Raw genomic sequence first — 15,698 nt, 5'->3', positions numbered from 1 at the left:
ACCTATTTTTATTTCTTTGAGAAAATATTTAGCAGATGTTGCACGATTCTTTCGGATGTCTTTCCGTCCCATTTCTCGATTTCTCCCCCTTTTTTCCAGTTTCCCGAAAAGAGCTTTTCCATATTTGGCTTGATCGCCTTTGGATCAGTACCGATAAGCTCATTGGTTCCCCGAGAGATAGTTTCTGGTCTCTCCGTGTTGTCACGTAACGTCATACATGGAATACCCATTACAGCCGTTTCCTCTGTAATCCCTCCCGAATCAGTAATTACACATTTAGCGTTTTCGACTAGGAAATTGAATTCCAAATACCCCAGCGGTTCTATCATATGTAATCTTGGATGGGAAATACCTAGATTCTCCAAAATTTTCTTTGTCCGGGGATGTACTGGAAATATCAAAGGTAGGTCTTTGGAATTAGTAACTATTTCGTCTACAAGTGTTCGCAGCTTAAATTCCTGATCGACATTGGCTGGTCGATGCAGTGTCATTACTATAAATTCCGAATTCTTCAAACCCAATTCGTCCCAAATCGAGGGCTTTTGGAATCTGTGCCTGTGTTTTAAAAGCGTATCTATCATTGTATTGCCAACAAAAAATATTCGTTCCTCTTCCACTCCAGATTTGCGAAGGTTATTGTTTGCTATTTCGGTAGTAGTAAAAAAGTAGTTGGTAATACTATCAGTCACCATTCTGTTGATTTCCTCCGGCATAGTCCAATCTCCCGATCTGATACCCGCTTCAACATGTGCCACCGGCACATGCAATTTTTGGGCCGCTATCGCGCATGCCATAGTTGATGTCACGTCACCCACCACTAAGCAAAGGTCTGATTTCTCATTTATCAACAATTTCTCGTATCCAACCATTATTGCTGCGGCTTGTTCGGCTTGTGTCCCACCGCCAGCACCTAAGTTGATGTCAGGTTCAGGAATACCGAGCTGCTCAAAAAAACTGTCGGACATGTTCTTATCGTAGTGTTGCCCAGTGTGGACCAATCTAAACCCAATGTTATTCCCTTTGGAACGCGCCTCATAAATGGCGTCAATGATTGGGGCAATTTTCATGAAGTTAGGTCTTGCGCCCGCTATTAAATCTATATTCATATTCCCTTAATCGCTGTCGCTAGTTCTATTGTACTGAAACCCATGACTTGGACTTCAAGCTTTCGATCGCAGCAAAGCTTGCCTTAGTCGTATTCACTAATTCATCGATTGGGATAATGGGATCACCACCTCTCTTAATAGAGTCAATTAATCGATTAAACTGGATTTGATGCCCTTTGTCCTGCCCTGACGAAGCTGAACTGAAATTCCTAAATCCATACCCCTGCAACTTCCGCCAATTGTCCATAATCAGCACCCTGCCCTGATGAAAAACTTCAATCCTCTCCTTCGAATAGCTTTTGTGCCCATTTGAAAAGTAATTAATGACCGCATTTGACCCATTCTCATAGGACAGCAAAATGCTCGCATTATCGGTATTCTCTTCAGGATTTTCCCCAAGCGAATTCATACAGACAGAGTTGACTAAGGATCCTGTGAGGTAGGTGCACAGGTCAATAAAATGACAAGCCTCCCCTATGATTCTTCCCCCACCTACTTCCAAATCGTGAACCCAAGAATTACCTGGAATAAATCCTGCATTCATGGTAGCCACTATGTTCATTGGCGTATCAGTCGAACCCAAAGCATTTCTCATCTGCAATGCAAGAGGTGCAAATCTCCTGTTGAAGCCAACAGAAATCGACTTACCAGATTGGTGATAAACATCCAGTATTCGCATCAACTCTTCATTTGTCAGCGCAAGCGGCTTTTCAACAAATACATGTTTATCTGCAAGAAGTGATTGAATTACAAGATTTGCATGGGAATTGTGCCTTGTAGTAACCATGACCAAATCGACTTCCTGATCATCAAGAATACTTTGATTGCTCGTGGTTGATTGTTCCACACCAAATTTTTTCGCTAGCACGGTTCCGGACAAGCCACCTGAACTAGAAATGACTTTCAGCCTTGCCTGGGTCTTTTTCAAGCACGGAAGAATCATGGCCGAAGTGAAATTACCCGCTCCGATTATTCCGACGACCCCACTACCTGATTTGATTTTGCTGTGGACTAGTGAAATTGTCCTTTTCGGGATTTCATCGTTTTCCGAATATTCGAGGATGGAAGCGATTGACCTCCCATTGGACATATTGCCGTAAATTTGGTCGAATTGTTCCAAAGGAATCCTTTCAGTTATCAGTGGTCCAACCTTGATTGCTCCGGTAGAAATGGCATGAAGGACTGCTTCGAAATTTCTCTTTTCAGTCCATCTTACAAAAGCTAGGGGGTAATCCTGCCCCTTTTGCTCGTAATGTTCGTCATATCTGCCGGGACCGTATGAGCATGACACTTGGAAAGTCAACTCCTTTTCATAAAAATCAGCCCTCGAAATATCCAATCCGATAACGCCGATTAGAACGATCCTTCCTCTCTTGCGTGACATCCTCGCCGCCTGTGAGATTATTTCATTGCTTTTATTTGAAGCCGTGATGATAACGCCGTCGGCGCCAACAGCGTCTGTCACCGAATTCACAAACGCAACAGGGTCGATGCCTTTACTCGGATTCACCCCCACTACACCAAAAGTATTAGCCAAATCCACCTTGGCCTGATCAAAATCAAATCCTATAACACGACATCCGTTCGCCTTTAAGAGCTGGGCAGTAATTAGACCGATTAGCCCAAGGCCTACGACCACAAAAGTTTCCCCAAATGTGGGATTTGCCAGCCTTATTCCCTGCAGGCCAATGGCTCCAATCACCGTGAAGGAAGCATCTTCATCTGATACATCGTCCGGAATTCGTGCAACCAAATTTTTTGGTATTGAAACGTACTCTGCGTGGGGTCCATTGGAGACTACCCGATCGCCAACTTTAAAGTCTGTGACACCTTTGCCGATGCCAATGACCCTACCGACGTTGCAATAGCCCAATGGCAACGGTTGACCAAGTTTGTTCATCACCGCATTAATGGTAGGTCTCAAACCATCCGTCTTCACCTTTTGGAGCACTTCCTTTACTTTATCTGGCTGCTGACGGGCTTTTTCCAAAAAATTGGCTTTGCCGAACTCAACAAGCATCCTCTCCGTACCCAAGGAAACCAAACTTCGTGTTGTTTGGATCAAAATTTGGCCAGTTTTGACTTCTGGAGCTGGTACTTCCTCTAGAATTGTATGGCCGTTTTTTAGGTCCTGTATAATCTGTTTCATTGATCAACTTAAATTAAGAATCGACTTCTTTTCACTTCGATTTGGGTAGCTAATCAATACTGCTCTATATTTTCCTTTGAAGACAAATAGACTACCCGCAGCAGCACCGATGATTCTATATCTATCAATAAGCGACTTGATATCGGAAAAGGTGCCCGCCCCGCCTAGGACCGTGATTGGAAAATCTGTTTGATTCCGGATCGAATCGACCAATTCCAAATCGTAACCTTCCATGGTACCGTCTCTATCTATGGAATTGATGACGATCTCCCCCACACCTATCTCATTGAGATCCTGAATAAGTTTAGACAATTTCACGTCAACTTTTTCCTTGCCATTTTTAATGAAGACTTCAAAAGTCTTACCGAATAAGCCCCCCGTCTTTTTAACATCAATCACGACAACCACACTCTGGACGCCGACTGCGACTCCAATATCCCTCAACAAACGACGGTCTTTAATTGCAGAGGAACTCAACGCAACCTTTTCCGCCCCCAAACTAATGATTGTTTTTGCCTGCTCGACTGTGGTCACTCCACCACCGTAGCAGAATGGCATCCTGCATTCTATCGCAAGTTTTTTGATTAGCTCAAAATCAGGTCCCCTACCTTCTACCGTGGCATCGATATCTAAGACCATTAATTCATCCACTTCTTTCTCATTAAATATCTTGACGGCATTCAGTGGATCGCCGACATACTTGGGATCCTTGAATTTGACGGTTTTGACTAGCCCTTTTTTGTGGACTAACAAGCATGGGATAATTCTTGACCTAAGCATGGCTAAATTTTAGCAAAGTTTTCCAATAGCCGCACACCATTTGAATGGCTCTTTTCGGGGTGGAACTGGAATCCAAAAACGTTTCCGCTGGCAACCCCTGACGCGAACTCAGTACCATAATGGGTCAAAGACAGGATGTCGTCCACATTTTGGGCATCGAAAAAATAACTATGAACGAAATAAAACCCCATATCGTGGTCTATCCCGTCGAAGATGGGGTGGGCTCGTTGAATTTCCACCGTGTTCCAACCCATATGGGGGAGATAAGGCTTCTGGGTAAAATTGGCGACATTAAATCTTTTGACTCGCCCTGCCAGCCAGCCCAGCCCAGGTGTATGGCCCTCTTCGCTGGATTGCGCCAAAATCTGCATTCCGACACAAATTCCCAAAATCTTTCTTTTTCTCTCCAATACCAACTCATCAAGCTTGTCTTTAAGTCCAGAGGAAATCAGCTGATTCATCGTTGCGTCGAAGGCCCCTACCCCTGGAAGCAAAAGCCTTTCTGCACTTTCCAATGACTCTGGAGTACTGAGGATTTCAGCCGGAATGTTAAGTCTGTTGTATATGTTCTTTATAGCTTGAATATTTCCAGATCCGTAGTCAATAATGCCTATCATCGTTTACCTCCTTTTTCCTTTCCAAGTACTCGCATGACTTTGGCCCCAACATTGTAAATACTCTCCTGTGACTTAAAGTCTTTGTAGGTTTTCTTGGGTAAATGAAAATAGTGATTCAATTCTTCCACGGTTATTCCCAATTTGTTAGCCACATACTCAAAGTCGTGTTTGATGTTTTCGGGATCATAGGGAAGATTTTCTAATGCCCTCAATGCCTCTTCCCGGGTCATTTGGTTCGTCAAAATAAGGCTTGAAAACTGCACTCTCCTCACATCATACCCAAATCGCTCATACAACCAAAAGCTCTCGTAAAATCTGGTGAATCTCGACTCGAAGTGTTTTTGAGGGTATTTCTGATAGCCAAATTTATTGACCAGCTCTTCCATCGCTTTTTCTTTATTGTAGGGTACAAAATCCAAGGGTCTGATCAACTTGATTCCCTTGATATAGGGAAGATATATTTTGTGCCATAATATGTTCGTCACGGGATAGTCTCTCAGTTTTCCTGTACCATGCTTCTTGTATATATCTTTGAGCTGAATCGAATCGGACTGATAATACATCCATTCTAAAGGATTTCTAACACACTCGGTTGAATAATTACCTCCAGTTAGTATGTATTTGATTTTATGTTTGCTAGCGAACTTATACATAGTCGCGAAAAAAGCGTGATCCTGTGGGACATCTACATGAGGCACCCCGGATTTAAAAAACGCCAATTGTAGATCCTTTATTTCCTCCCAATTAATGACCTCGGTATATAAGTCCAAACCCAATCCATCAACCAATCTTTCGATGTTGTTTACAGCAATTTGGGAATTCCACCCTGCATCTACGTGAAAAACCAGCGGCCTCAAACCAAACTCCTTTACCATAATGTACAAGAGATAGGAACTATCAATTCCTCCACTCATCCCCATAAGGCAATCAAAATCCTTGTCCTTTCCCTCTTTCTTGATCTTATTAACCAAATCTTCGAGTTTCTTCCTACCACGCTCATCCGTATGCCAAAAAGGAAGAATGTCGTTATAAAAAGTATTGCAATGGTCACATACTCCCTTGTCATCAAAAACGATTTTTGAATCTGAGGTATCCATTACGCAATTAGTACAGATTTGATATTTTTTCATTAGTTACCTAAATATTAATTCATATCGATTGATTTTTTGGCGATTTCAGTGTATGAAAACACTTTTGGCCCTTTTTCCTCTGCATTTTTTCTAAGAGATGCAAATCTATTTGAATCCATCACAATTTCATGCATTGTTTTTCCGATCTTCTCTGCAGAGATTGATTCGATAAAAACGCAATTGCCTCCTACATCCACGTGAGTAACTCCATCCCACTTACAGAATATTGCAGGCAACCCCACACCAACAGCTTGTTCCCACAATACTGAATGTGTCCCAGGGAAAACCCCAAAATCGGCTGCCATAAAATATTCGGATACCTGTTTTGGCTCAAGCCATTTAAGATAGGTTATGTTAGATTGTCCTAGATGCTTTTCTATCTCTACCCTCATCTCGTCAGTGATAGAACCAAATAAAATTAAATGATAATCATCAAAGGCTTTATCCGAAAAGGCTTCCAAAAGTAGATGTATATTTTTCCGTCGATCAATCTTGCCTCCAGAGATAAAGACAAATTTTTCACCAAGGCCATGCTTCGTTCTTACTTTTTCCCTCACGAAAGCCTTGTTAGTAATATCCAACTCTGAATCATCGAGACCAAGAACAAGCAAGTCGACCTTTTCCTTATTGATACCATATACATCTATAAAAAAATCAACCCGCAACGGCGTGACTCCCCAAAATTTGGAAACATAAGGCTCAATCATTTTCGCGCACCACTTGTATATTACTTTGTGCAAAATGTTCCTAGAAACCCAATTCTTTGCACTATTCCCAAAATCCGTATGCCCGTCAGCATAGATCTTAACATTGGGGTTTCTTTGCGCAAAACGAACAATCTCCACAATGCTCAAAAATTGGACATCATGAAGAAAGATAATGTCCGGATTAACTTTTTTCAAAAAAGCCCCAATCCCTTCATATAACCGAAGTTTCCTCACAAGCACACTTGGAATGAATCGAGAATAAGGAATTCTTTTAACAGGTATTCCATTCTCGTTGATATATTCTCCAGGGGAGGTATAGCCCAATTTAGAGCCAATGTAAGTTTCAGTAGAGGCAAGAATGGTCACATCATGGCCAAGGAGCTTATGCATTTTCGGCAAAATGTTTTCCTGATAGCCGAAGTTGTCGATGTAAAAAGCAGCTAGACAGCAATGTAGAATCTTCATTCCAAGAACTTTAGGAAAGCCAACGGATCTTTGATATGAACGGCTGCACGAGTAAGCGTGTCTTCATCCAATTCCCACCATTTGGAAGACAGAAGTCTTTCAATAATAATTTCGTCAAATCTAAATCGGACTAGTTTCGCTGGGTTTCCTGCAAATATTGCATAAGGGGGAACATCTTTAGTGACAACGCTGCCCATGCCGATCACCGCACCGGTCCCAATACTAACACCCTGCTTGATCAATGCGTTTTGTCCAATCCAAACATCATGCCCCACGGTCGTTTTCTTCGGCGCAACCCTCGAAAAAGTGGAAAACTTAGCCTTGACACTATCCCTACCTTCATAAAATACTGGAGATGTACCCACCCAATCAATGGGATGGGAACCGCCACCAATAACCACACCATTCGCTATTGAGCAGAACGATCCGATTTCACAATTGATAATTTCACAATCATACCCGCAAAATGAGTGTTTACCCATTTGAGTATTTACGATATGGCTCCCTGATTCAATTTTTGAGCTTGGGTCAATCGTGGAATTCTTTATAGCAGCTCCACGTAGTTTCTTTAAGATTTTTGACCAATAATAAACTAACATCATTCTAATATTATCGTTATAGACCTAATCTGCTAAATATTTGTTCAGAATAATGGTGCATAGAAATGTATAAACAATCAAAAGATCATCTTATAGGGACAGCAATTATTGGAATTTCCACTAATCGCAAACAGAAACAGCAGGAAATAAGAAATCATCAAACCAAGTGAAAACAATTTCTTTTTTTCAATAGACCATAGGTAATACGCTAAATATGAAAGTAAAATTGGCCTCATGATCAGAAAATAACTATTAAGCCTGTTTATAAGCTGAATCTCGAAAAACAAGTTAAAAATTACTGCTCCAACTAAAAACAAAAAAAGGTGTATCCTCAAATAGTCAAACTCTGCAATTAATTTAGAGGAGTACCATAATATTAACCCATTGATAAGCAGCTTATAAATGAATCCTAAACCTATGCCCACTTCAGATCCAACGAATTTCCCCGACTCAACATACCTTGAGTATCTACTTACTGATTCAACTCCATCGCCCAATAAGAGCAATCCTAATTGAATCTGATCCAATATTGGCGTCAAGTTTCCAGAGACCAATACCAGTATTGACAATCCATAAATCACTAACCAAATTCTTCTCTTGAATAAAAATTGAAAATTGAGAAAATAAAAGACTAACATTAGCCAAGCGGTGGCATGAAATAAACTTGCGATGCCGATATAAAACAGATAGTAAAATAGTTTTCTCTCGTAAATATAACGGACTGAAAATACCCAAATTCCCATTGCCGCAAATTGCCGAACTCCATTCATCCCCCAAAAAAAATATTCGTCAACGAAAAGAAAGTACATCAGTAACGGCAAAAGAAAATTCTGGACCGATCTGAAGAAAAATGTCCAAGTTATGACTGACACAACAAAAAACATTATTTGGAATCCTAGACCCAACCTACCAACCATCCAATTTATGATTAGGTATCCCTTTTCGTAGTATTGATCTGAAGAAAAAATATCAGGAATCTCTGATATGGAATAAAAATCTTGAACATATCCCTTCCAATCTACACCTACGTCATTTCTGAACCCAACAAAAAAAGACAAAAGAACCACAACTAGTATGTGAAAAAGATTTAATCCATATCTTTTCTCCCTTTCCACTATTTCTCTAAGTTTAACCTTAGAAGCAAGTTGGGCCCCATAGATGGAAATTGACATCAAAAAAACGTAGAAAAGAGAACTTGAAAGCGTTTGCATTTTTGGACTCCAAAGTATAAAACTTGGGATCAGGCGATTTTAAATCACATGCCAAGCATTGTCCTGATATGATTTATGGTTTTGAATGTTTTTCTAGTGACTGGTATCCTCTTGTACTTGATCATGTTTGAATACATTTTCGGAATACTTCGCAAAAAATCCAAAAAGAATCCTTCCTTGAGTGCATAGACGGGATATACAACAACAAAATATATCAGAAATTGAACAAAATACTCAATAGGGTAAAGTTGATAAACATTCGCAAGTTTATTTCTCCAACTATTTAAGGTTTCATTTTTGACGTTCCTCGCATAACTTGATTTCTTGTGCCAAAGAATCACGTTTTCAGATTTTCTAATCTCATACCCCTTATCCATTATCCTAAACGATAAATACTGCTCTTCCCCCCCGTATATATAGTCGTCTGGGAAAAGTTCGATCGTGGAAAAAACCTTCTTCCTGATTAGACAAATCCCCCCCTGAAAAGTATGAATCTTATAGGTTTCAGATGGGATAATTTCATATTTGACATCAATCTCCCTTTCATCTGAAAATTCTCGAACTGTCCCAGTGACTACAAAACAATCCGCTCTCCCAGAAATTTCTTCGTAGGCAAATTTAACGGCATCCTTATGCAATACACCATCATTATCACAAAAGAAAATATACTCACCGCTGCATTCTGAAATCCCTCTGTTCCTCCCGCCCGGACAACCATAGTTCTTTGACAGAGATACTATCTTCAGGTTAGGGAACCTACCCGAGATTAACTCTACCGACCCATCTGTTGATCCGTTGTCAACTACGACAACTTCAAAATTTGGATAACTTTGATTAATTGCACTTTCAATGGCTCTGACCGTTTCAGTTGCTCTATTCCAATTTAGAATTTGGATGGTGATCAATGGAAAGTCTATGTTGCTTTTCATTATGGACAACTATTTACTAAACACTAATTCCCTGCTGTATCTTTTCTACGCAATCCGAAAAAAAAGATGGCGAGACTTTTCTTTTGGGTCAGTATAGAGTTCTCTCAAAAACCCAAAATCTTTTTACTGTAAGAATTCAGTCACATATTAACAATCAAGAAAAACGGGGAAACAAGTAAAAAGAATTCTGGCCTAGGTCAAACCTCTCCAAATTACAACTTACCTATTTGTTTTAGCATGATATTATCGAAAATCCCAATTAATTGACCTGATAGAAAAACTTTGTCCAATAAAAATATTGGGAGACTATATATCAACTACTTCTTAAAATTAGTTGCTTTAAGCTTTTCCACTCTTCTCGATTTATGATGACAACGGATAGCAAGATCACCACGAATAGAGTAAGAATTTTATTGAAGAATGTAAACCCATTGAAAAAACCTTCGCTACAGGCTACAATTAACGAAACGGAAAGAATATACACAAAGGGCAATACAAACTCCCAACTTTTGAAGCCCAATATCCTTATAGTTATGATAAATTTCTGGAGATTGTAGACAAAGAATGGGATTGACATTGCAAGGGCAATCACCAAAATCGCATAGTCGGTCGGTTTGAACAATAATAAAATAAATGCGGCTAACATAGCCATGGAAAATCCCATAAGTGAGGTTTCTTTCAATTTCTCCAATGTGACCAAGATGAACGCACTTGGAACGAAAAATACACCAATGGAAATAAACCAAGAATATTTAACTACAAATATTGCCAATTCTGGTGCTTGATCCCCTAGCCAAAGTGGCAATAAATCAGCCGCAAAAAACTGAAATAAAGTCAAAATTAGGAGTGCAGAAATTGAAAATAGTTTTGAGGAAAGCTGATAAATCCCCTTCAATCGTTTTTCGTCACCAGCAGACCGGAAGAAATTAAATAACGGAGCCAACGCAGACGTGACAGGTGAAATCATTCCCCTCACAAGACTATAAAACTGCAGCCCTATTCCATAGTATCCAGAGTAAACTAAACCATACTTACGCGCAATGATTAGCATTGGGATTTGTAAGAATAACACATAATTGAGGTTGTGCAAAAAATTAAGCGAATTGAATTTTATTACTCCAACATAATAAGTCTTGTCAATTGGAACGATCGTTGGTATCGGTTTTATTCTGATCTTTATGCCAATGCTAAAATAAATCGCTAGAGTTACTGCCAAAGATTCCAAAACAAGGATCACCGAATAAACTATTATTGTTTTCGAAAATACGAAGATCGAAAACACCAATAGTATCCTGATAATAAATCCAAAAATCACTGATTTTGCCTGAAACTCGATTTTGTTGGTCGCCTGAAGAATTGCTAAACCAGGAAGAGCCAATATCTGAAGTAAGACATTCATTCCAGTGAGAAGAAAAACAATTCCCAGTTCCTCCGAACCTTCTGACATCAGACTAAATATGAAAAAAATCTCACAAGCAACTACCATTAAGAGGACAATGGCACAGACAATCAAAGTGAGATATGTTGTTGCAAGATAATGTCTATTAAACCCTTCTATATCATTTTTTACGTAATAATCAGTCAATTTCTTTCCCGCGGCCCCCGAAATGCTTGACTGTAATACCGAGATGATATTCACCAATGATACCGAAACAGTTAGAATCCCCCATTTTTCTATACCAACCGATTTAACGACATATCCAATAATCAAAAAACCAAAAATCATTTGAACAACCCTTGCAATTGCAGAATATCCAAAATTTCTAATGAAACTAGTGCGTAATGGAGCGGGTTTCTCTATCATTCAAATTTGATTCCCATATCTTTACAGTGAATGAATTTGAGACTTTTTAAGGTAATTATTTGAATACGAAGTTTTCCTAAAATTCAACAAACACCGTTACAAGGAAAGAAATATCGTTGGAATCCCCCATGGGATAACATTCTGAAAAAAATTGATAACACTAATAAAAAATCGTGAAGTTGAATCAAACGAAGGCCCGCTTAATCCAACTTCTTAAAATTCAATCTTGGAAGAACTCTCGTTAGAGCCTGGCATCCACCAACTCCTTCTCCAATATCGCCTTGACGTCAAACACCACCTGATTTGCGGATTTCGCGATTTTCCAATCCCTAAACTCCCTGTGTGCTACAGCCAATATTACTGCGGAATAATCCTCCAGATTCGGTTTCCGGCCACCATTGATGATGTGAATACCATACTCATGTTCCACTTCGGCAGCATCGGCCCAAGGATCGTAAACATCCACATCCATATCGAATGACTTGAGTTCGTTGTATATATCGATCACGCGGGTATTTCTCACATCTGGACAATCTTCCTTGAATGTAAAGCCCAAAATCAAAACCTTGGAATCGATCACCTTTAGGTCCTTGCGCATCATCAGCTTGATGACTTCTGTTGCCACGTGCTTACCCATTGAGTCGTTGAGTCGTCTCCCTGCCAAAATGATTTCAGGGTGATAGCCTACTTCCTGAGCTTTTTGGGCAAGGTAAAATGGATCCACACCAATGCAGTGCCCTCCAACAAGGCCTGGTTTGAATGGAAGAAAGTTCCACTTCGTCCCAGCAGCTGCCAAAACCTCGTGGGTATCTATTCCCAATAAGTTGAAAATTTTTGATAGCTCGTTGACGAACGCAATGTTGATGTCTCTTTGGGAATTTTCGATCACTTTGGCAGCCTCTGCTACTTTGATGGAAGATGCCTTGTGTGTTCCAGCTTTAATGACTGATTTGTACAACTGATCCACATAATCAGCAACCTCAGGCGTACTTCCTGAAGTCACCTTGAGGATTTTTGTAACGGTATGTTCTTTGTCTCCGGGGTTAATCCGCTCAGGTGAATAACCGGCAAAGAAATCAATATTGAATTTCAGACCAGAGAATTTCTCAAGAACTGGAACACATTCGTCTTCAGTCACGCCCGGATAAACCGTGGATTCATAAATGACCACATCTCCTTTTTTTAAGATTTTCCCGATCGTTTCAGAAGCCTTCAACATCGGCGTCAAAACCGGCCGATTGTGCTTATCGGTAGGTGTAGGTACCGTTACAATATACACGTTGCAGGAGGTGATTGGAATCACGGCGTCAGAGACCAAAAGGCCTTTCCGCTTCTGCTCCAATTCCACAGAAGTGGAGACGAGGACGTTTTTCAACTCCTCATCGTTCACTTCCAAGGTTCGGTCATGCCCTTTTTGCAATTGTTTGACCCTTTCGGCATCAATGTCGAATCCTATTGTAGGGTATTTTTCAGCAAAGGCAACTGCCAAGGGTAAGCCCACGTATCCCAGGCCAATAATGGCGATTTTTGCGTCTTTTATAGGGGTGATCATGATTGCCAAAAATTATAACGCATTCTTAATTAGTTGTTGAACTGGGTCTTGCGTACCGATCCCGTAATGTTCAAAACCATTTTCGGCCAAATAGGATTTGTCATAAATATTCCTTCCGTCAAACACAACTTTGTTTTTCAGCAGTTTGCCCAGTGCCGACCAGGAAGGTATCCTGAATTCGGACCACTCTGTGATCAACAACAAGGCATCGGCGTCCACGCAGGCATCGTAAGCGTCCTTTGCATAGGTGATCTTGTCGCCCACATAGATATGTTGGGCTTCTTTCATCGCAATAGGATCATAGGCCTTCACCTGTGCGCCTGCTGCAATAAGCTCATCAATAATCACAATGGCGGGTGCTTCACGCATGTCATCTGTGTTCGGCTTGAAGCTCAGTCCCCATAGTGCAAATGTCTTGCCGCTGAGGTCTTCGCCAAAATGCTGTTTAACCTTCTTGACCAAAACATACTTCTGGTCGTCGTTCACATCCTCAACCGCCTGAAGAACGCGTAGCTCGTAGCCATACTTCTTGCCGGTCTTGATGATTGCCTTCACATCTTTCGGAAAGCAAGAACCTCCGTATCCCACACCTGGGTAGATGAATTTGTTGCCGATCCTGGGATCTGAACCAATTCCTTTGCGGACCATATTGGCATCGGCACCCACAAGCTCACAGAGGTTGGCGATGTCGTTCATGAAAGAAATTTTAGTTGCCAACATCGCGTTTGCAGCATATTTGGTCATTTCGGCTGAAGGAATATCCATATAGATGATCCTATCACCGTTGAGTTGGAATGGCTTATATAGGCGCTTCATGATTTCTTCGGCACGCTCATCGTCCACACCTATCACAATCCTGTCTGGCTTCATGAAATCCTCCACCGCGGCACCTTCTTTGAGGAACTCAGGGTTGGAAGCAACTGCAAAAGGGATATTAGTGCCTCTTTTTTCCTGCGCTCCGGCAATAGCTGCACGTACCTTTTCACCCGTAGTAACGGGTACAGTACTTTTCGTCGCCACGACGATATAATCGCTCATCGTACGTCCGATCTCGTCGGCAACGGCCAACACATACTTCAAATCCGCGGAACCATCCTCACCGGGAGGCGTACCTACGGCAATAAAGGCTACCTCGGAACCCTGAATGGCTTCCCCGAGGTTGGTGGAAAACTGCAGCCTTCCACTCGCATAGTTTCTTTTGACGATTTCTTCCAATCCCGGCTCATAGATCGGCATGATACCGTTCTTGAGCTTGTCGATTTTTTTCTGATCGATGTCCACGCAGACAACTTCGATCCCCACTTCAGAAAAACATGCACCGGATACCAATCCAACGTACCCAGTACCTACTACTGTGATTTTCATTGATTATTTTAATTTAGGGTTAAAAAAGAATGATAAATTTTGAGATGATAAGCTATTTTGGATTCTTGAGGAATTTACCCTCTCTGAATTACGATTCAAATGTAAAATATTTTTCAAATACAAAAAAAGTATTTTTGAATATTTTTTTTTGTATTTAAATTGAAATCATTCATTTATTGTATACTTTTTATCTGTGTTAAACAGTTCTTCTCTTAGGCCGTTCCAATAAATCTTTCCAAAAACCAAGCCTAGTCCAGTTACGATACCGAAAATCAGAAATACCGCCAAAATCAATACTCTTTTGGGAGAATCTTTTTCTATCGGAACGGAAACAGGTTGAATCACAGAAAAAACGGGCGTATCCCTACTAACCTGCAATTTGGCGGTTTCCAATTGTTTTGCCAATTCTGTATAGACATTTAAGACAAAATTATACTCAGCTTCGAGTTTTGTAAGCCGGTTCTGTGCAAAAGCAGAGGAAATATTCTGATTTCTATCTCTAAAATTCGCCAACCTAGTCTGAATTTCCTCAAACTCTTTCCTTTTTTCTTCGAATCTCTCTTCCGTATATTTTAAATGCTCCCGGGCATTTTGGATCTTATATCCAATTACCTCACGCTGAAGCAAGTCTTCGGCAAATTTGGCCATTTGGGCAGCTAAAAGAGGCTCTGGCATTCTGAAGGATAAAGAAACAAAGCCTTCCTTATCATTGAACTGAACCGACATTTGGTTGTCAAGCCTTTTGAAATGTTCCAATTCTTCTTCAGAGAATGAAATCAATTCCGGATTAGATTCATCCTGTTGAGTCTGGGAAGCCGGTCTGATAGTCTTAAGAATTAACCCAGGTAACCCCAAGGTATACTTTAAGAGGGTTGACAACACTCCCGCATTATAGTTTTCATTGAAAAATTCAGCATAGGTCATTTCCGGAAGACCCGCGGGTGTTACTTTCGCTTCTAAAATCTGTTTCTTGAATGGAACAGATGAGACTATTTTTGGATATAAAGTCGGTGGTATTTCATTCCCTGAAGTGAGACCACCCAAATTAATTCCAGCCAATGAGGCCAAACCACTTAAACTTCCCCCGACTTTACTACCATCTGCGACCTGCGGTACGAAAGTCGACCCTGCAGCATATTCCTTTGGAATTAGGAACGCCACCAGGAGTCCAAAAATAACGAATAAAATAGTCGTTAGAAATATCTTTCTCCTATTTGCCCAAGAAACTCGGAAAATCTCAACCAAGTCTATCTCATCGACTTCCGTATTTTGGCTTTTTTGCAT

13 protein-coding genes are annotated in these 15,698 nt (G+C 40.6%); all 13 read right to left on the bottom strand.

Translation table 11 applies throughout. The features are described from left to right. Positions 1 to 8 precede the first annotated feature (8 nt). Positions 9 to 1,106: a non-hydrolyzing UDP-N-acetylglucosamine 2-epimerase gene (gene wecB / locus C943_RS13480; RefSeq protein WP_040480676.1), complete on the bottom strand. Its 1,098-nt coding sequence runs from the start codon at positions 1,104 to 1,106 to the stop codon at positions 9 to 11. A gap of 25 nt (positions 1,107 to 1,131) precedes the next feature. Continuing rightward, positions 1,132 to 3,255: a bi-domain-containing oxidoreductase gene (locus C943_RS13475; RefSeq protein ID WP_040480674.1), complete on the bottom strand. Its 2,124-nt coding sequence runs from the start codon at positions 3,253 to 3,255 to the stop codon at positions 1,132 to 1,134. A gap of 3 nt (positions 3,256 to 3,258) precedes the next feature. Beyond that, positions 3,259 to 4,035 (bottom strand): AglZ/HisF2 family acetamidino modification protein, encoded by a 777-nt coding sequence (locus C943_RS13470; RefSeq protein ID WP_040480672.1) that lies wholly within the window; start codon positions 4,033 to 4,035, stop codon positions 3,259 to 3,261. Between the two features lie 2 nt (positions 4,036 to 4,037). Further along, positions 4,038 to 4,652 carry an imidazole glycerol phosphate synthase subunit HisH gene (gene hisH / locus C943_RS13465; protein WP_008628768.1) on the bottom strand — a complete coding sequence of 205 codons (615 nt, stop codon included), beginning with the start codon at positions 4,650 to 4,652 and terminating at the stop codon, positions 4,038 to 4,040. Next, complete coding sequence (locus C943_RS13460) at positions 4,649 to 5,782, bottom strand: N-acetyl sugar amidotransferase (RefSeq protein ID WP_081610490.1); 1,134 nt, start codon at positions 5,780 to 5,782, stop codon at positions 4,649 to 4,651. Before C943_RS13460 ends, hisH begins: the two co-directional genes overlap by 4 nt. Before the next feature lie 14 nt (positions 5,783 to 5,796). Next, the gene (locus C943_RS13455) at positions 5,797 to 6,879 is read right to left on the bottom strand and encodes a glycosyltransferase family 4 protein (protein WP_169334624.1); all 1,083 of its coding nucleotides are present in this window, start codon (positions 6,877 to 6,879) and stop codon (positions 5,797 to 5,799) included. A gap of 71 nt (positions 6,880 to 6,950) precedes the next feature. Beyond that, positions 6,951 to 7,556 carry a CatB-related O-acetyltransferase gene (locus C943_RS13450; protein WP_081610489.1) on the bottom strand — a complete coding sequence of 202 codons (606 nt, stop codon included), beginning with the start codon at positions 7,554 to 7,556 and terminating at the stop codon, positions 6,951 to 6,953. 74 nt (positions 7,557 to 7,630) lie between these two features. After that, positions 7,631 to 8,764, bottom strand: a complete 1,134-nt coding sequence (locus tag C943_RS13445) for an EpsG family protein (protein WP_008628760.1) — start codon at positions 8,762 to 8,764, stop codon at positions 7,631 to 7,633. Positions 8,765 to 8,808: 44 nt separating this feature from the next. After that, the gene (locus tag C943_RS13440; RefSeq protein ID WP_008628757.1) at positions 8,809 to 9,693 is read right to left on the bottom strand and encodes a glycosyltransferase family 2 protein; all 885 of its coding nucleotides are present in this window, start codon (positions 9,691 to 9,693) and stop codon (positions 8,809 to 8,811) included. 313 nt (positions 9,694 to 10,006) lie between these two features. After that, entirely contained in the window at positions 10,007 to 11,497 is a 1,491-nt protein-coding gene (locus C943_RS13435) for an MATE family efflux transporter (RefSeq protein WP_008628755.1), read from the bottom strand. A gap of 241 nt (positions 11,498 to 11,738) precedes the next feature. Then, positions 11,739 to 13,049, bottom strand: coding sequence for a nucleotide sugar dehydrogenase (locus C943_RS13430; protein WP_008628752.1), 1,311 nt, complete (start codon positions 13,047 to 13,049; stop codon positions 11,739 to 11,741). Between the two features lie 12 nt (positions 13,050 to 13,061). Next, positions 13,062 to 14,414 carry a UDP-glucose dehydrogenase family protein gene (locus C943_RS13425; RefSeq protein WP_008628750.1) on the bottom strand — a complete coding sequence of 451 codons (1,353 nt, stop codon included), beginning with the start codon at positions 14,412 to 14,414 and terminating at the stop codon, positions 13,062 to 13,064. A 165-nt stretch (positions 14,415 to 14,579) separates the two neighbouring features. Then, positions 14,580 to 15,698, bottom strand: a complete 1,119-nt coding sequence (locus C943_RS13420) for a Wzz/FepE/Etk N-terminal domain-containing protein (RefSeq protein WP_008628748.1) — start codon at positions 15,696 to 15,698, stop codon at positions 14,580 to 14,582.

It is taken from the genome of Mariniradius saccharolyticus AK6, assembly GCF_000330725.2.
GTDB classification, from domain to species: domain Bacteria; phylum Bacteroidota; class Bacteroidia; order Cytophagales; family Cyclobacteriaceae; genus Mariniradius; species Mariniradius saccharolyticus.
This window is presented reverse-complemented; position numbering and strand designations above follow the sequence as displayed.

What these genes read in the sequence shown, in the direction of transcription:
- wecB (WP_040480676.1), bottom strand. Translation starts at nt 1,106, where the DNA reads ATGAATATAGATTTAATAGCGGGCGCAAGACCTAACTTCATGAAAATT.
- C943_RS13420 (WP_008628748.1), bottom strand. Translation starts at nt 15,698, where the DNA reads ATGCAAAAAAGCCAAAATACGGAAGTCGATGAGATAGACTTGGTTGAG.
- C943_RS13445 (WP_008628760.1), bottom strand. Translation starts at nt 8,764, where the DNA reads ATGCAAACGCTTTCAAGTTCTCTTTTCTACGTTTTTTTGATGTCAATT.
- C943_RS13430 (WP_008628752.1), bottom strand. Translation starts at nt 13,049, where the DNA reads ATGATCACCCCTATAAAAGACGCAAAAATCGCCATTATTGGCCTGGGA.
- C943_RS13455 (WP_169334624.1), bottom strand. Translation starts at nt 6,879, where the DNA reads ATGCATAAGCTCCTTGGCCATGATGTGACCATTCTTGCCTCTACTGAA.
- C943_RS13450 (WP_081610489.1), bottom strand. Translation starts at nt 7,556, where the DNA reads ATGATGTTAGTTTATTATTGGTCAAAAATCTTAAAGAAACTACGTGGA.
- C943_RS13425 (WP_008628750.1), bottom strand. Translation starts at nt 14,414, where the DNA reads ATGAAAATCACAGTAGTAGGTACTGGGTACGTTGGATTGGTATCCGGT.
- C943_RS13475 (WP_040480674.1), bottom strand. Translation starts at nt 3,255, where the DNA reads ATGAAACAGATTATACAGGACCTAAAAAACGGCCATACAATTCTAGAG.
- C943_RS13460 (WP_081610490.1), bottom strand. Translation starts at nt 5,782, where the DNA reads ATGAAAAAATATCAAATCTGTACTAATTGCGTAATGGATACCTCAGAT.
- C943_RS13440 (WP_008628757.1), bottom strand. Translation starts at nt 9,693, where the DNA reads ATGAAAAGCAACATAGACTTTCCATTGATCACCATCCAAATTCTAAAT.
- C943_RS13470 (WP_040480672.1), bottom strand. Translation starts at nt 4,035, where the DNA reads ATGCTTAGGTCAAGAATTATCCCATGCTTGTTAGTCCACAAAAAAGGG.
- hisH (WP_008628768.1), bottom strand. Translation starts at nt 4,652, where the DNA reads ATGATAGGCATTATTGACTACGGATCTGGAAATATTCAAGCTATAAAG.
- C943_RS13435 (WP_008628755.1), bottom strand. Translation starts at nt 11,497, where the DNA reads ATGATAGAGAAACCCGCTCCATTACGCACTAGTTTCATTAGAAATTTT.